Here is a 13,174-nt window from a genome sequence, read left to right as displayed (position 1 = left end):
CATGCCGCCGGTGCCGGCCGGCGACGGAGCTGTGAAGGGCGCGAAGTTCCATGGCCCAAGGAGCTGCTCCCTGCCTCGGCGTTGTTCCGCGGGGAGGACAGGCGCAGACTGGCAGTAAACGCGGACCGGCCATGACGTCGACGCCGCACGGGATCATCTGCGGGGTGCGCCATGAACCGTACAGTAAGCGTCATTTTCCGCGCCATACCGCTTCTGATGGGCGCTGTCTGTCTGTCCTTCGGCCTCTACGTCCTGGCCGGGCGGAACGATGCCAGTCACTTTGTCGCCGGACACGTCAACGTCGGGCTGACCGCCATCTGTTACGCACTGTTCACTACGGCGGCCACCATCATTCGGCAGCTCATCGACCGCTACGGGCGCGTGTGGGGGATTATCCTGCCGCTCTCCGGCTACGCGGCTGCTGCCGCCGCCATCATCGGGGGCATCGTTCTGGCCAACCGGGACAACACCGCGGAGAACCTCACGGCGGGCTTCGTGGTGATCGGCATCGGCTTCGTCGCCGCGTGCGTCAGCACCGTCGCGGCCGCGTCCACAAAATTCACTCTCATCCGGTCAGCACAGTTGCTCGAGCCTCAGGGCGGCCCGCCGGAAGGTGCTCACTCCCGCGCCGTCGGCGCCGCGCTGCTCGCAGTTCCGGTTGCGGCCGCCGTCGTCGGTTTCTCCCTTGCGGCCGGCCTGCTGGTGCGCGGAGATACTCCCGGATTCGTTGCCGGCCATGTCCTGATCGGTCTGTCCGCGATCTGCACGTCGCTGATCGCCCTGGTCGCGAGCATCGTGCGCCAGGTGCGCAACGAATTCAGCGAGGGCGAGCGTTCCGCCTGGCCCTGGCTCGTCGGCGCCGCGGGCACGGTCAATGTGCTGCTCGGACTATTCGTGCTGATCAGCTCACACGAGCCCTATCGGCTGGCCCCGGGATGTGTGCTGATCGGCCTCGGGCTGATCTGCTTCAGCATCCTGTCGAAGGTGCTGCTGCTCGCCCTCGTCTGGCGCCGCACGTTTGCCCTGGCCAACCGCATCCCGCTGATGCCCATCGGAACAGCGCTGACATGTCTGTTCTTCGCCGCGTTCCTCTTTGAAGCCGCAGGCACAGACCCGGCGTTCTTTGTCCCCGCGCACGTGCTGGTTGGGCTCGGAGCTGTCTGCTTTACCCTCTTCTCAATCGTGTCGATCCTCGAAGCGGGAACGTAGCAGAGCAGCGTTAAGGCTTGGCGAAAACCGCTCCCCGCCAGGTGCGGATGCCGGTGCGGACTGCTTCCGGCAGCCCGGCGTCGTCAAAAAGCCGCTGCAGCGAAAAGCCTTCCACCGCCGCGCGGAAGGCACCGTCCATGCTGGTTCCCTGCCCGGCGCAGAGTTTTTCGCTCTCTGCCTCCGGATTGGGCCGTCCCGTTGCTGCTGCGAAGGCGTCCGCGTTGCGGACGGTTTCGAAGTAGTCCTCCCGGATCTCCTCCGGCTCCGCGTCCACTGCCGCGAGTAGGACCATCGCGGTCATTCCGGTGCGGTCCCGGCCGGCCATGCAGTGGAAGAGCACCCCGCCGGGCGGGGCATCGGCGAGCGCCTGCAGCACGGTACCCATCCGGTCCGGCAGCCGGGTCAGGTGCGGCAGGTAGTACAGCGGCGTGCCCATCAGTCCGTTGTTCCAGTACCCCTCCCAGAATTCCGGATTCTCCGCCACCCCGTCCAGGTCCACGGGAACCGTGGTGAGCCAGTCCGGGCGGCCGGCGGTGTCCCGTGCACGTTCGGGCGGCTGGCGGAGGTCGACGACGGTACGCACTCCCAGCGCATACAGGGTGTCCCAGCCGCCGGGCCTGATCCGGTCCACCGTTTCGGAGCGGAAGAAGACCCCGTGCGGCGTGAGCGTGCCGTCGCGCCGTCGTCGGCCGCCCAGGTCGCGGAAGTTCACTAGGCCCTCCACAGTGGCGGGAGCCGCGCCAACTGCTGTGAAGCCGTCGGGGAAGCTAGGCAAATTCCATTCCTTCCGCCGGACGGGGACGGATGAGCCAGTACTGGGTGCCGGCGGCGTCCCGTGCCACGATGCCTTCGTCCACCAGATAGCGGCGGATGGCAGCGGGGTCTGCGGTGAAGGCGGCCAGCCGGGTGGTGACTTCCTTTTCCGTCAGGACCGGACGCAGTCCCGGCTCCGGCGGCCGGGCGTGTTCGAAGACCTCCCCGGCCAGGAAATGCAGCAGTTCCAGCCGGTCGGCGCGCTTGCGAGGGTAGGTCTCGACCTTGCCGTTCACGAAGAAGCGCTGCACGGTGGTGTCCCGCGGGTCGGATGCGGCGAGCATCTCCTCCAAGACGGTTTCCGAGGAGAATATCCAGCCCTTCCGAGTCTCCAACAGGCCTGCACGGCACAGGACGGCCAGGGATTTTGCCTCTTCGGCGGTGAGCTGGTCCTCATGCAGCGTGTCCCAGTCGCGGGCCAGCACGGCGCGGGCATACAGATGCCGGTGGCCCCGGTGTGCGAGCGCTGCCACCACCGGACGCCACCGGTTCTCTTCCGACTTGTTAGTTTCCCCCACGGTACTCCTTCAAATCTGTGTGCGGTTGTTCATCATCAGTGGGCGGCGGTGCCAGCACCTGGACCTTCGGCATATCGTGCATCATCCCCATGACCTGCAGGTCCGCATACAGATCCGCCACCGAGCCGGCGTTCCAGCTCTGAGCGCAGATCAGGGTGCCGTCGGGAAAAGCACGGACTCGGGCATTCAGGGGGAAAGGCGGCCGTCCGTACCCCGTCAGGGAGAACCAGTTCATGTATCCGAGGCGGGGATCCGACCTGCGGACGCCCAGCTCGTCACGGCGTTTCCGCACAGCCCGCAAGGTTTCCCTCGACTCCAGAGTGGCAGTTTCCGGCTGCCAGATCCGGATCAGCCGCTGAAACAAGGCGGCCAGTTTCCCCGGGGTTCCGAAGACGAACCCGTCCGGCAGGCGCAGGGTGATTTCATTGCGCATGTAGGGACCGCTGCAGCCGGCCTCGACCTCAAACTCGAACAGCTTCCCGCTTTCGGGGTCCGCTCCGCCGAAAAGGGTGAACCTGGCTTTCAGCGTTCCGGTGGAAACGTCGGCGTCGGGCAGGTCACGCTGCCGGGGGCTTTCGATGAGCCCGGCGAGGGCTGCGGCATCCTGCGGAACAGGCTGTTCCTTTTGCAGGTCGAAGGTTTTCCCCACCGTGATCTGCCACCGCACTGACGGCACGCCGAAGCGGTCCTGAAGCAGCTCCAGGGTTGGAAGGATCCTGGCTGCCACGTGTTCCGGGGTTTCCTTCCGGGATCCCCAGCCGAGGTGAATCCAGGCACGCTCGCTTCCCTCAGCTTCGGGAAACAGGTCAGCGACGGTAAGTGTCATGCGCCACAACCTACCCGATTCGTGCCGCGTCTCCAGCGAGGGTTCGGGGGCGGTGTGCCTGGTCGCTAGCTGCGGCTGAAGGCGTCCAGCTTGCGCTGGGTCTCCATCTCGTGGCGGACCTTCAACTCGTAGTCGATAAAGGCTTCAATCATGGCCTTGTACGTGCGTTCCACCACGTTGCAGTCGCCGTCCTGTTCTTCGGCCGCGTGCCGGACGTGGGCAATGACTTCCTCCATGCGCTTGGGTGAGCGGACGGCGTCGTCGTTGTCCTTCAGCCCCCCGGCGACCCGGACCAGCCGCTGCCGCCGAAAGATCAGCGCGACAATTTCCTCATCAATTTCGTCAATTGCCGTCCGGACGTCGTCTAACTGTCCCGACCCGGATTTCTGTTCAGCTGCTCCCATGCCTTAAGAGTAACCATCACCGGGCCGACGCACCGGACACCCGGTGGCCGGGTAATGGCCAATCAGCATCTTCATGGCAGGATCAAAGACGTGAATCCCTCTGTTTCCGTGGTTACCGTAGGCGTACGTGACCTCGAAGTAACTTACGCGTTCTACGTTTCCCGCATGGGCTGGGAAGCGGTGCAGTATGTGCCGGACGAAGTCATCTTCTTCCAGGTCAACCACGGGCTGCTGCTGGCCTTCTTCCGGGGCGACCATCTGGCCGCGGAAGCCGGCGCGGCGGGCGAACTCCACAACGCCCCGGTCACCCTCGGCCACAATGTGGATTCCGCAGCCGAGGTGGACACCGTGCTGGCCAACGCCGCCGGTGCCGGCGGGATCATCACCGCGCCCGGAACGCAGATGAGCTGGGGCGGCTATTCCGGTTACTTCACGGACCCGGACGGACTGCGCTGGGAGGTCTGCTTCAACCCCGGACTCAGAGTGGACGACGCCGGCCGGGTCACCCTGGCAGTGATTTAGGCTCCGGCTAGAACAGCACGTCCTCCACCGGCACCGCAGCGGCCTGTACGTCCTCCGGGCCGGGCCGCAGCAGGTACTCGCCGTCGTTGCGCACGTTGCCGACGGCCGGATGGGCTTCGGACAGCATCCAGTCCGCCGCCGCCGCGTAGGCCTGCTCCGTGGCCAGGGCCACCAGTGTGCCAGCGTCGCGCCGCGCCGGATCCAGCCAGGCAGCCATGGCGTCCGGGGACAGCGGCAGCGGCAGCCGGTCATGCAGCTCGGCCAGTTCGCGCAGCACCGGTTCGGCGCTCGCCGCCGGGGGCGCGGCCACGGTGAGGATCGACGTCGAGAGCAGCCACCTCTCCGGGTCGCCTTCTGCCTTCGCCGGATCCCGCCACCACTCATACAGGCCGGCAAAGAAGATCGGGGACCCGTCGGTACGGGAAACATAGAACGGCCGGCGAACCTTGCCGGGGCCCGCCTTCCATTCGTAGTAACCGTCCACCGGCACGGCGCAGCGGCGCGAGAGAACCGCTTCACGGAACGTCGGTTTCTCCAGAACGGTTTCGCTGCGGGCATTGAAGGCCCGAACGCCTACGGACGCATCCCGTGCCCACGCCGGCACCAGACCCCACCGGGCAACGTGGATCTCGCGCACCTGCGAGCGTCCCCGCCCCGGCACCTCAACGAACCTTTCCAGGACCACCGGGACGTCCGACGTCGGCGCCACATTCCAGGACGCCCGCAGTTCCAGGTTGGCGTCCGTCTCCGCCTCGGCTTCGGCGACCAGGTCACCAACGGAACGGGCCATCACGTATCTTCCGCACATGCCTCCAGTCTGCCAGCGGGAATGCCGCCGGCCGGAATACTGTTGGATTAGGCAACAATCCATTTCAACGAAGAGGAGCAACCCCCGTGGCTGCCACTGCTGAAGCTTTCACCCCCGCAACCGGAACCATCACCATGTTTTCCACCTCCTGGTGCGGATACTGCCGCCGCCTGAAGTCCCAGCTGGATGCCCAGGGCATCGGCTACACCGAGGTCAACATCGAGGACGTGGAAGGCACCGCGGAGCTGGTAGCCTCGCTCAACGGCGGCAACCAGACCGTCCCCACCGTGATTTTCCCCGACGGTTCCGCGGCCACCAACCCTTCCGCTTCCGAGGTGAAGTCCCGCCTCGGCCTCTAGCGGGTAGGGCTCCGCCGAGGCTGACGAACGGCGGAGCTGCGGGTTTGACTCTCGATTACTGAGTAGTAGGGTAAGGGCTCTTCCAGAGGGAACGGGTACTACCGGGACACGAAGGAGCGAGATGAAGACCACGATGACACGGACCGCCGTCCTTATATCGACAGCCGGACTGATCGCCGGTTCCGCCGTTTTTGCGGCACCGGCCTCAGCGGCCGCCACCGAATGCGAACCCGGGTCCACCGCAACCATCTTCACCGGGTCCGCCGCGAGCCGGGAAGCAGCCGGAACGGCAACGCTCACGAACAGTTCCACCGTCACTGTTCCTGTCGGGCTCACCAGTGAACGTTCCGTCACCAGCCAGGCATCTGCCAAAGGGCCGGTGCCGCTCAGCGCAATCCTTCCCGCTGTGCGGACCGATGTCAGCGCACTGGCGTTCGAAACCGCCAGCTGGCGTGCCGGACAGTCGATAATCCAGGTGACCCTGCCGCCGGGCCAGTCCCACCATGTGACGTACGGTTTCAACCTGATGTCGTTTTCCGGTTCCCAGCAGGAATGCGGACTCGACGGACGCTTCGGTCCCGAAACGGACTTCAGCGGCACCGTTCCGACCGGAACCTACGTAGATTACTAGCGCCGCGCAACCTGCGGAACGGCGCTCAGGGACGCAGGAGTGCCTTGATGGTCCGCCGCTCGTCCATCGCCCGGTAGCCTTCCGCGGCCTCGCCAAGCGGTGAGTTCGCGTACCGCGGCCACGCCGTTGTCGCCGCGTTCCTCCACCCGGACATCCAGCTCTCCGTACAACAGGGTTCCCAGCATGGGCACTTCCTGGTGTTGGCAGCCGGCAGAGTCCGGACCGTTTCCGCCTTCCATGCTAGGGCGGCGCCCGGCCCGGCGGCAGGCCCTGAAGGCGAAGCCGGCAGCGGAAGGGAAATCCCGGCTTCGCCTCCGGCGCCCCCGCTCCATAGGATGGGAAGCGGGAGGCCGGACTCAGGCTTCCCGCCAGGACAGCGAAAGAGGCAGCACACTCATGGTTCATAAAGTTCAGGCCGTAGTCGTCAAGGAAAAGAACGCCCCCGTCTCCCTGGAGACCATCCTGGTTCCGGATCCCGGCCCCGGCGAGGCCCTGGTGGACATCCTCACCTGCGGCGTCTGCCACACCGACCTGCACTACAAGCAGGGCGCCATCAATGATGACTATCCGTTCCTGCTCGGACACGAAGCCACCGGCGTCGTCTCCGCCGTCGGCCCCGACGTCACCGAGGTTGCCCCCGGCGACCGGGTGGTGCTGAACTGGCGCGCAGTGTGCGGCGAATGCCGCGCCTGCCGCAAGGGCGAGCCGCAGTACTGCTTCAACACCGCCAACGCCACGCAGAAGATGACCCTGGAGGACGGCACCGAGCTGACGCCCGCCCTGGGCATCGGCGCGTTCGCCGAGAAGACCCTCGTGGCCGCCGGCCAGTGCACCAAGGTGGACGACGACGTCGATGCCGCGGCCGTGGGCCTGCTCGGCTGCGGTGTCATGGCCGGCATCGGTGCCGCCATCAACACCGGCGCCGTGCAGCGCGGGGAATCCGTGGCCGTGATCGGCTGCGGCGGCGTGGGTATTGCCGCCGTCGCCGGTGCGAAGCTTGCCGGCGCCACCACCATCATTGCCGTGGACATCGACTCGGCCAAGGTTGAGCTGGCCATGGCCCAGGGCGCCACGCACGGCATCAACTCCAAGGACGAAGATCCGGTGGAAGCCATCCGCGCCCTCACCGGCGGCTTCGGCGCCGACGTCGTGATTGACGCGGTGGGACGCCCGGAAACCTATCGGCAGGCCTTCTACGCCCGCGACCTCGCCGGCCGCGTGGTGCTGGTGGGTGTGCCGAACCCGGAGATGAAGATTGAGCTGCCGCTGGCGGACGTGTTCGGCCGCGGCGGCTCCCTGAAGTCCTCCTGGTACGGCGACTGCCTGCCCTCCCGGGACTTCCCCATGCTGGTGGAGCAGTACAAGCTCGGCCGGCTGGACCTGGATGCCTTCGTCACCGAGCGCATCGGCCTGGGCGACATCGAGGAAGCCTTCACCAAGATGCATGACGGCAAGGTCCTGCGTTCGGTGGTGGAACTGTAATGTTCCGCATCGACAACGTGGTCACCTCGGGGACCTTCTCCCTCGACGGCGGCACCTGGGACGTGGACAACAACGTCTGGATTGTCGGCGACGACGCCCAGGTGATCGTCATCGACCCGGCCCACAACATCAACGCGATTGCCGAAGCCGTAGGTGAACGGGAGGTCATGGCCATCCTGCTCACGCACGGCCACGACGACCACATCCGCGCCGTCGGCAAGGCCCGGGACCGGTTCAGCGCCCCGGTGTTCCTGCACGCCGCGGACCGGATGCTCTGGGACGCCGTGTTCCCCGACGAAGGCCCCGACGACGTGATTGAGGACGGCGACACGTTCGAGATCGCCGGCCATACCCTGCGCGCCCTGCACACCCCGGGCCACTCCCCCGGCTCGGTGTGCTTCTCGCTGGCTGCGGGCGAGGACGTACCCGAGCCGGTGGTCTTCAGCGGCGACACGCTGTTTCAGGGCGGCCCCGGTGCCACGGGCCGTTCCTACAGCGACTTCCCGACCATCATCGAATCCATCCGGGAACGGCTGCTGACACTGCCGGCGGAGACGAAGGTGCTCACCGGGCACGGGGATTCGACGTCGATCGCCGCCGAAGGTCCGCACCTGAAGGAATGGATTGACCGGGGGCACTAGGACCCGACATGATTCTCCGAACGCAGGCCGCGGGCGCCGCGGCCTGCGTTAGGGTGTGCGCATGGGAGTTCACTGGGAACAGCTGCTGGATCTGTCCGTGGATGAGGACGGCGCGGAAGAGCGCCTGCAGGAAGTCCGAAACTGGCTCAGAGCCAACGGCTGGAGCAAGGCCGATCCGGACATGTTCTTCACGTATTACCGCAAGCACCCTGCCGACGCCTTCGGGCCCCGGAGCCTCCTCACGGCCGGCCCCGGGTTCAACACCAGTTATGCCTTCGTCGCAGGCCGGGATTTCTACCACGCCGGGGACGGAGCAGGAGGACCGGAGTGCCGAAAATGTCGCACGGAACTCCCGCTGATGCCCATCATCCCGCAGATACGGGAATGGGATGAAGGCGGCCCTGAACCCCTCCTCACCTGCCCGGAATGCGCCTGGACGGACCTGCTCGGGAACTGGGACATCGGGGGATGCATGGCGGTATCGTCATTTGCGCTCATAATCGATACCTCCAGCAGCGGGACATCAGACCCGCTCATTGACGCCCTGATCGAAGGCCTGCAGACAGAGCTCGGCGGCCGCTGGGCCTACGTCCACCACCATCTCTAGCACCCCGGATCCCCTCCGCGTTCGTCCCCGGAATAAGACTTTGCCCGCCGAATCCGCAACCCCTTGTTTCGGGTGGCGGCCCGCCAGAGACTTGTTCCATGGCCCTGCACATCAGTCCCGCTTTCTGGAAACTCCTGCCGGAGCTGCGCTACGAACCCACGCCGCGGCGTATCCGTGCGCAGCTCGGCGGCAACACCGTGGTGGATTCCACCAACGCGGTGCTGGCCTATGAGCCGAGGCGGGTCACCCCTATCTACGCCGTACCCGCCGGAGATATCTCAGCGGAGGTGACGGCTGCTTCCGAGCCCGACGGCGACCCGCTGGCCGAGGTGCCGCCCGGCGCCCTGATGGACCCGCGCTACCCGTTCTCCGCGCACACTGCCCCCGGCCAGCCACTGGACCTGTGCGCGGGTGCGCATGAGCTGCCCGGTGCGGGGTTCCGTCCGGATGATGCAGATCTTGGCGGGTATGTGCTGCTGGACTTCAATGCGTTCGACCGGTGGCTGGAGGAAGACCAGGTGGTCGAGGGGCACCCCCGGGACCCCTTCCACCGGGTCGACGCCGTGGACTCCTCGCGTGCCGTGCGGGTGCATCTGGACGGACAGCTGCTGGCCGAGACCCGCCAGCCGCTGCTCGTGTATGAAACCATGCTTCCGCCGCGGACCTACTTTCCGCGCGGCGACGTGGACTGGGATGTCCTCAACGCATCGACCTTCCGGTCTGTCTGCCCGTACAAGGGGACGGCGAACTACTGGTCCGTGACCGGCCATCCGGCGGGAACGGACCTGGCCTGGTCGTATGAACGGGTGCTGCCCGACTCGGCGCAGCTGAAGGACCGGGTCTCGTTCTTCGACGAGCGCACCGACGTGTACGTGGACGACGCCAAACAGGAAATCAACTCCCTGTTCCGCTTCTAAGGCTGCTTCAGTCCGCAGTATCGGCAATCTGGATGAGGTTGCCCACGGTGTCGGAGAAAACCGCCGTCGTTATTGGTCCCATCCGGGTAGGCGGCTGGGTGAAGGCCACGCCCAGGTCCAACAGCCGTTGATATTCGTCCTCCACGCTGTCCACGGCGAAGGAGGTGAAGGGGATCCCGTCCGCGACCAGCGCCTCCGTGAACGGCGCGACGGCGGGATGCCCGGCCGGTTCGAGCAGCAGTTCCACCCCGGTGTCCTCCCCCGGCACACCCACAGTCAGCCAGCGCGCCCCGCCCGCCGGCACATCCTGCCGCTGCTCGAATCCCAGCACCCGCGTATAAAAATCCAGTGCCTTGTCCTGGTCGTCCACAAAAATACTGCTCACCACAATCCTCATGAGTGTTCCCTGTCTGTTCGGGTTTTCTCGTGCCGGCCATCCGGGAGTTCCGTCGGCACGGCCAGTATCCGCTGAACCAGGCAAATGCGGGAGGGGGTCCTGTCGAACCCCCGGCTGCGCAGGGCACTGGCCGCTGGTAAACGGGGTTCGTAGCGTTGTTTCTCCAACACTTCATCAGAAAGGGAGACCACGCCATGTCAACGCCTAATGAATCGTACGAACTTGCCCGCCGGCGCGTCATCGCCAAGACCATCTACAAGGGAGTGGTCGGTCTCTGGCTGCTGCTCGCGGTCCTTCAGATCGCTATCTGGTACTTCACGACGCCGGGCGGTTACTTCTGGCCGGTCTGGCCGATCCTGGGAACTCTTGCCGCCGCGGTCATTGCGGGAATCCCGGTCTACGCAGGCCGTCCCGCCGTATCGGATCGCCGTATTGAAGAAGAACTGGCTCGGATGCGGCGAGCCGGCTGACCCGCACCAGGTTTTTACGCAGGCGAGGGTCCCTTCGCCTGAGCCGCTGCCGCGGCCGAGTTAGCGGACCGTTGGGCGCGCTGCAGATTGCGGATGAGTTCCTCGCGGCTTTGTCCATCGACGTGGTGTCGCCACATCGGCGTACCGGGGCTGCTGCGCCAGGATTCGCTCAGGGGACTGTTATCAACTGCATCGAATCCGAGATTGTCATAGAACCGGGTCACCAGTTCGACGGCCTCCGGGTAGTCGCTGGAGACGACCAGCGCCTTACGGTCAGGTGCTCCGGCCGGTCGCGCCAACCGCATGATGGCCGGCAGCGCGTCGCCGGGGACACGGAGGTGGAAGCGCTCATGGAACTGGACGTGATTGAACGCCTTGACGACCTTCGAAGCGGGCAGCTGTTCCTGACGTAACTCATGGATTGTCTTGAGCCCGGAGTCGACGTCGGGGAAGTTCCCGTCGCGCCAGACCATGTAATTGTTGTTATCGATCACGACCTTTCCTGCGAGTTCCTGCACCGGCAGCCGGTCACCGGGCGCGTACGGAAACGCGGTGACCGCGAAGTCAGCTGCAGCCGCAGCCTCTGCCGCGTAGGCAGCGCGTGCCCGCGGTCCCAAGTCACTGACCAGCCGCTGCAAGGTTTCGGGTCCCCGCGAATTCGCGATAACGACGTCGTAGCCCGCCGCGGTTGCCACCCGGGCAAGCGTTGCTCCGGCCTGGCCCGCGCCGAGGATGCCGATAGTAGTCACGGTTTTACTCCCTGCTTAACCCGGCGCCGGTGTGCGGATGTTCCTGGCTCGTGTTCGTTGAGAAGGCCGCGGAGGCAAGGAGCGCGAGTTTCTCAGCATTGTCCGAGCCGGCGTCGGGGTGGTAAACGACGAGCATCAGTCCGTCCGCTCCGTTGATGCCCAGCCGCTCCCGGTTGAGGGTCATTTCCCCGATCTGCGGGTGGTTGAGCCGCATCGGTGTGCCTCTCTGGGCCCGCACTTCATGCCGTGCCCACATTCGGCGGAAGTAGGGACTCGCCAGCGAAAGCTCTCCGACGAGTTCAATGAATCGGGGATTATCGACATCCTTGCCCACGGACTGCCGAAGGTTCGCAACGAAGCACTCTGTCACCGCTTCCCACTCCGGATAAATGGCCTGCTCGGCCGGCTCGAGGAACATGTCCCTCAGCTGATTCCCCCCGATATCAAGACGGGGTGAGAGCGCCTTCGCCAGACTGTTCGAGGCCAGGATGTCGAAGTACCGCCCCTCGATGAAGGCGGGCTGGGCGAGCGAATCCAGCAGCTTGAGTGCACCAGCGGGAGCGGATTCCTTGGCCGGCCGGAGAACGCGCCGGCGGGGAACGTCCGCGACCAGCGTGAGCAGGTGCGCGAGGTGGTCGTCGTCAAGTTGGAGCACGCGGGCGATGGACTCGAGGACCTGCACGGAGGGGTGCCGGTCCCGCCCGCGCTCCAACCGCAGGTAGTAATCGGCGCTGATGCCGGCAAGCATGGCCACTTCCTCGCGCCGCAGTCCGGGCACGCGCCGCACACCTATCTCCGGGATGCCGGCCTGCTTCGGGGTTACCAGCTCACGCCTGGCCCGCAGGTAGTCGCCAAGGGCGTTCGGTGTCTTACTCATGGGAGCCAGCCTAGGACCTGGCAGAGCAGATGGGACAGCGGCAGAGGGGGTCCAGCCACTCCCCCGGCTGGACAGGGCTCTGGCCTGCCCGATTCCCTGTTCCGCTTCTAGTCCAGCCCCTCGAAAACATCACCCAGTACGGCTGCCCCGGGCTGGCGCGGCGGCCAGGCGATGACCAGAGGCTCCACGGAGACGGAACGGGCCCAGCCGGCATCCTCTTCCGAGTCCGGGGGTACCCCGGGGGAAACCACGTGCCGCTGGGTCCGGTGTTCCATGAGCCCTGCCACGACCCGGTGCGCCACACTGCCGACGTCTACCTCCATGCCGATCTGTTCGTCCGGAACCGGCCGAATGTCATAGACCCTGTCCTCGTCCCAGGGTTCCAGTCCGCGCCGGATCCGGCTGCGGTTCCACCGTTCCCAGGTGGAGCGGCGGACGCCGCCGTGCAGCAGGCGCTGCAATCCCGGGCCGCCGTCGGCCTGAAGCCCCGTGAAGGCGGCGTCGGTGGCCGCGCCGACCGCAATGTGGTCCGGGTGCCCGGTGATGCCGTCGGGGCCGAAGGTGGCGACGACGTCGGGCCGCTCCTGCGCCAGGATGCCGCCGATCCGCTGCACCAGTTCCCCGAAGGGAACCTGCGCCACCCCGCCGTCGTCGTAGTCCAGCCACTCGTGGCGGTCCGGCGGCCTGCCGTGCGCCGTCCACGCGGCCTCCATTTCCCGCCGGCGGATCCGCCCGAGCGGTTCGTTGACCGGCGGGTAGGACGGATCGATCTGCCCGGCGCCGCCGTCGGTCGCGTGGACCAGGATAAAGCGAAACCCCGGATCGTGTTCGTGCAGCGCCACCGTCCCGGCCAGTCCGTAGGCGTCATCGTCCGGGTGGGCGACGACGAGGGCAAGGACATGCGATCCGGTCATTTCCGGCACCTCCTGAGGGCCTGGCGCTTT

19 protein-coding genes are annotated in these 13,174 nt (G+C 66.2%); 9 read left to right on the top strand and 10 right to left on the bottom strand.

Annotated elements, in window-relative coordinates; translation table 11 throughout:
* Positions 1-171: 171 nt before the first annotated feature.
* The gene (locus NNX37_RS07935) at positions 172-1,209 is read left to right on the top strand and encodes a DUF2776 family protein (RefSeq protein WP_255791836.1); all 1,038 of its coding nucleotides are present in this window, start codon (positions 172-174) and stop codon (positions 1,207-1,209) included.
* A gap of 10 nt (positions 1,210-1,219) precedes the next feature.
* On the opposite strand, the gene NNX37_RS07930 is transcribed toward NNX37_RS07935, so the two are convergent.
* The 4 genes from NNX37_RS07930 to NNX37_RS07915 all read right to left on the bottom strand — a co-directional run bounded on the left by NNX37_RS07930 (position 1,220) and on the right by NNX37_RS07915 (position 3,770).
* The gene (locus NNX37_RS07930; RefSeq protein ID WP_255791835.1) at positions 1,220-1,984 is read right to left on the bottom strand and encodes a tyrosine-protein phosphatase; all 765 of its coding nucleotides are present in this window, start codon (positions 1,982-1,984) and stop codon (positions 1,220-1,222) included.
* Positions 1,977-2,540, bottom strand: coding sequence for a DUF2087 domain-containing protein (locus NNX37_RS16510; protein ID WP_255791833.1), 564 nt, complete (start codon positions 2,538-2,540; stop codon positions 1,977-1,979). Before NNX37_RS16510 ends, NNX37_RS07930 begins: the two co-directional genes overlap by 8 nt.
* Positions 2,527-3,366, bottom strand: coding sequence for an Imm52 family immunity protein (locus NNX37_RS07920; RefSeq protein ID WP_255791831.1), 840 nt, complete (start codon positions 3,364-3,366; stop codon positions 2,527-2,529). The genes NNX37_RS16510 and NNX37_RS07920 overlap by 14 nt, the downstream gene beginning before the upstream one ends.
* 65 nt (positions 3,367-3,431) lie before the next feature.
* A complete protein-coding gene (locus NNX37_RS07915; RefSeq protein WP_255791830.1) occupies positions 3,432-3,770 on the bottom strand; it encodes a chorismate mutase in 339 nt (112 codons plus the stop codon).
* A 90-nt stretch (positions 3,771-3,860) separates the two neighbouring features.
* On the opposite strand from NNX37_RS07915, the gene NNX37_RS07910 reads away from it, so the two are divergent.
* On the top strand, positions 3,861-4,292 hold the full coding sequence (locus NNX37_RS07910) for a VOC family protein (protein ID WP_255791827.1): 432 nt from the start codon (positions 3,861-3,863) through the stop codon (positions 4,290-4,292).
* A 7-nt stretch (positions 4,293-4,299) separates the two neighbouring features.
* Here the strand turns inward: NNX37_RS07910 and NNX37_RS07905 are convergent, their stop codons facing one another.
* Positions 4,300-5,100, bottom strand: a complete 801-nt coding sequence (locus tag NNX37_RS07905; protein WP_255791825.1) for an SOS response-associated peptidase — start codon at positions 5,098-5,100, stop codon at positions 4,300-4,302.
* A 134-nt stretch (positions 5,101-5,234) separates the two neighbouring features.
* Here NNX37_RS07905 and NNX37_RS07900 point away from each other — a divergent pair, with 134 nt between their 5' ends.
* Both NNX37_RS07900 and NNX37_RS07895 read left to right on the top strand, forming a co-directional pair.
* Positions 5,235-5,459 (top strand): mycoredoxin, encoded by a 225-nt coding sequence (locus NNX37_RS07900; protein WP_227933722.1) that lies wholly within the window; start codon positions 5,235-5,237, stop codon positions 5,457-5,459.
* A gap of 121 nt (positions 5,460-5,580) precedes the next feature.
* Positions 5,581-6,090 (top strand): hypothetical protein, encoded by a 510-nt coding sequence (locus NNX37_RS07895; protein WP_255791823.1) that lies wholly within the window; start codon positions 5,581-5,583, stop codon positions 6,088-6,090.
* On the opposite strand, the gene NNX37_RS07890 is transcribed toward NNX37_RS07895, so the two are convergent.
* Positions 6,087-6,275 carry a hypothetical protein gene (locus NNX37_RS07890; RefSeq protein ID WP_255791822.1) on the bottom strand — a complete coding sequence of 63 codons (189 nt, stop codon included), beginning with the start codon at positions 6,273-6,275 and terminating at the stop codon, positions 6,087-6,089. The genes NNX37_RS07895 and NNX37_RS07890 overlap by 4 nt on opposite strands.
* A 211-nt stretch (positions 6,276-6,486) precedes the next feature.
* On the opposite strand from NNX37_RS07890, the gene NNX37_RS07885 reads away from it, so the two are divergent.
* The 4 genes from NNX37_RS07885 (at position 6,487) to NNX37_RS07870 (ending at position 9,737) form a co-directional block, all read left to right on the top strand.
* On the top strand, positions 6,487-7,572 hold the full coding sequence (locus NNX37_RS07885) for an S-(hydroxymethyl)mycothiol dehydrogenase (protein WP_255791821.1): 1,086 nt from the start codon (positions 6,487-6,489) through the stop codon (positions 7,570-7,572).
* Entirely contained in the window at positions 7,572-8,213 is a 642-nt protein-coding gene (locus NNX37_RS07880) for an MBL fold metallo-hydrolase (protein ID WP_255791819.1), read from the top strand. The genes NNX37_RS07885 and NNX37_RS07880 overlap by 1 nt, the downstream gene beginning before the upstream one ends.
* 61 nt (positions 8,214-8,274) lie before the next feature.
* Positions 8,275-8,820: a hypothetical protein gene (locus NNX37_RS07875; protein ID WP_255791817.1), complete on the top strand. Its 546-nt coding sequence runs from the start codon at positions 8,275-8,277 to the stop codon at positions 8,818-8,820.
* A gap of 98 nt (positions 8,821-8,918) precedes the next feature.
* Positions 8,919-9,737 (top strand): DUF427 domain-containing protein, encoded by an 819-nt coding sequence (locus NNX37_RS07870; RefSeq protein ID WP_255791816.1) that lies wholly within the window; start codon positions 8,919-8,921, stop codon positions 9,735-9,737.
* A 7-nt stretch (positions 9,738-9,744) separates the two neighbouring features.
* Here NNX37_RS07870 and NNX37_RS07865 read toward each other — a convergent pair whose 3' ends face one another.
* Positions 9,745-10,122 (bottom strand): VOC family protein, encoded by a 378-nt coding sequence (locus NNX37_RS07865; protein WP_407079935.1) that lies wholly within the window; start codon positions 10,120-10,122, stop codon positions 9,745-9,747.
* A gap of 206 nt (positions 10,123-10,328) precedes the next feature.
* On the opposite strand from NNX37_RS07865, the gene NNX37_RS07860 reads away from it, so the two are divergent.
* Complete coding sequence (locus NNX37_RS07860; RefSeq protein WP_255791813.1) at positions 10,329-10,604, top strand: hypothetical protein; 276 nt, start codon at positions 10,329-10,331, stop codon at positions 10,602-10,604.
* Between the two features lie 14 nt (positions 10,605-10,618).
* On the opposite strand, the gene NNX37_RS07855 is transcribed toward NNX37_RS07860, so the two are convergent.
* The 3 genes from NNX37_RS07855 to NNX37_RS07845 form a co-directional block, all read right to left on the bottom strand.
* Positions 10,619-11,353: an NADPH-dependent F420 reductase gene (locus NNX37_RS07855; protein ID WP_255791811.1), complete on the bottom strand. Its 735-nt coding sequence runs from the start codon at positions 11,351-11,353 to the stop codon at positions 10,619-10,621.
* A 4-nt stretch (positions 11,354-11,357) separates the two neighbouring features.
* Entirely contained in the window at positions 11,358-12,230 is an 873-nt protein-coding gene (locus NNX37_RS07850) for a helix-turn-helix transcriptional regulator (RefSeq protein WP_255791809.1), read from the bottom strand.
* Positions 12,231-12,337: 107 nt separating this feature from the next.
* Positions 12,338-13,144, bottom strand: a complete 807-nt coding sequence (locus NNX37_RS07845; RefSeq protein ID WP_255791808.1) for a PIG-L deacetylase family protein — start codon at positions 13,142-13,144, stop codon at positions 12,338-12,340.
* Positions 13,145-13,174 lie beyond the last annotated feature (30 nt).

This window comes from Arthrobacter zhaoxinii (assembly GCF_024385505.1).
GTDB classification, from domain to species: domain Bacteria; phylum Actinomycetota; class Actinomycetes; order Actinomycetales; family Micrococcaceae; genus Arthrobacter_B; species Arthrobacter_B zhaoxinii.
Note: the sequence above shows the minus strand (reverse complement) of the source record. Positions and strands in the feature narration are given on the sequence as shown.

What these genes read in the sequence shown, in the direction of transcription:
- NNX37_RS07875 (WP_255791817.1), top strand. Translation starts at nt 8,275, where the DNA reads ATGGGAGTTCACTGGGAACAGCTGCTGGATCTGTCCGTGGATGAGGAC.
- NNX37_RS07885 (WP_255791821.1), top strand. Translation starts at nt 6,487, where the DNA reads ATGGTTCATAAAGTTCAGGCCGTAGTCGTCAAGGAAAAGAACGCCCCC.
- NNX37_RS07905 (WP_255791825.1), bottom strand. Translation starts at nt 5,100, where the DNA reads ATGTGCGGAAGATACGTGATGGCCCGTTCCGTTGGTGACCTGGTCGCC.
- NNX37_RS07900 (WP_227933722.1), top strand. Translation starts at nt 5,235, where the DNA reads ATGTTTTCCACCTCCTGGTGCGGATACTGCCGCCGCCTGAAGTCCCAG.
- NNX37_RS07860 (WP_255791813.1), top strand. Translation starts at nt 10,329, where the DNA reads ATGTCAACGCCTAATGAATCGTACGAACTTGCCCGCCGGCGCGTCATC.
- NNX37_RS07850 (WP_255791809.1), bottom strand. Translation starts at nt 12,230, where the DNA reads ATGAGTAAGACACCGAACGCCCTTGGCGACTACCTGCGGGCCAGGCGT.
- NNX37_RS07915 (WP_255791830.1), bottom strand. Translation starts at nt 3,770, where the DNA reads ATGGGAGCAGCTGAACAGAAATCCGGGTCGGGACAGTTAGACGACGTC.
- NNX37_RS07895 (WP_255791823.1), top strand. Translation starts at nt 5,581, where the DNA reads ATGAAGACCACGATGACACGGACCGCCGTCCTTATATCGACAGCCGGA.
- NNX37_RS07935 (WP_255791836.1), top strand. Translation starts at nt 172, where the DNA reads ATGAACCGTACAGTAAGCGTCATTTTCCGCGCCATACCGCTTCTGATG.
- NNX37_RS07880 (WP_255791819.1), top strand. Translation starts at nt 7,572, where the DNA reads ATGTTCCGCATCGACAACGTGGTCACCTCGGGGACCTTCTCCCTCGAC.
- NNX37_RS07870 (WP_255791816.1), top strand. Translation starts at nt 8,919, where the DNA reads ATGGCCCTGCACATCAGTCCCGCTTTCTGGAAACTCCTGCCGGAGCTG.
- NNX37_RS07920 (WP_255791831.1), bottom strand. Translation starts at nt 3,366, where the DNA reads ATGACACTTACCGTCGCTGACCTGTTTCCCGAAGCTGAGGGAAGCGAG.
- NNX37_RS07890 (WP_255791822.1), bottom strand. Translation starts at nt 6,275, where the DNA reads ATGCTGGGAACCCTGTTGTACGGAGAGCTGGATGTCCGGGTGGAGGAA.
- NNX37_RS07845 (WP_255791808.1), bottom strand. Translation starts at nt 13,144, where the DNA reads ATGACCGGATCGCATGTCCTTGCCCTCGTCGTCGCCCACCCGGACGAT.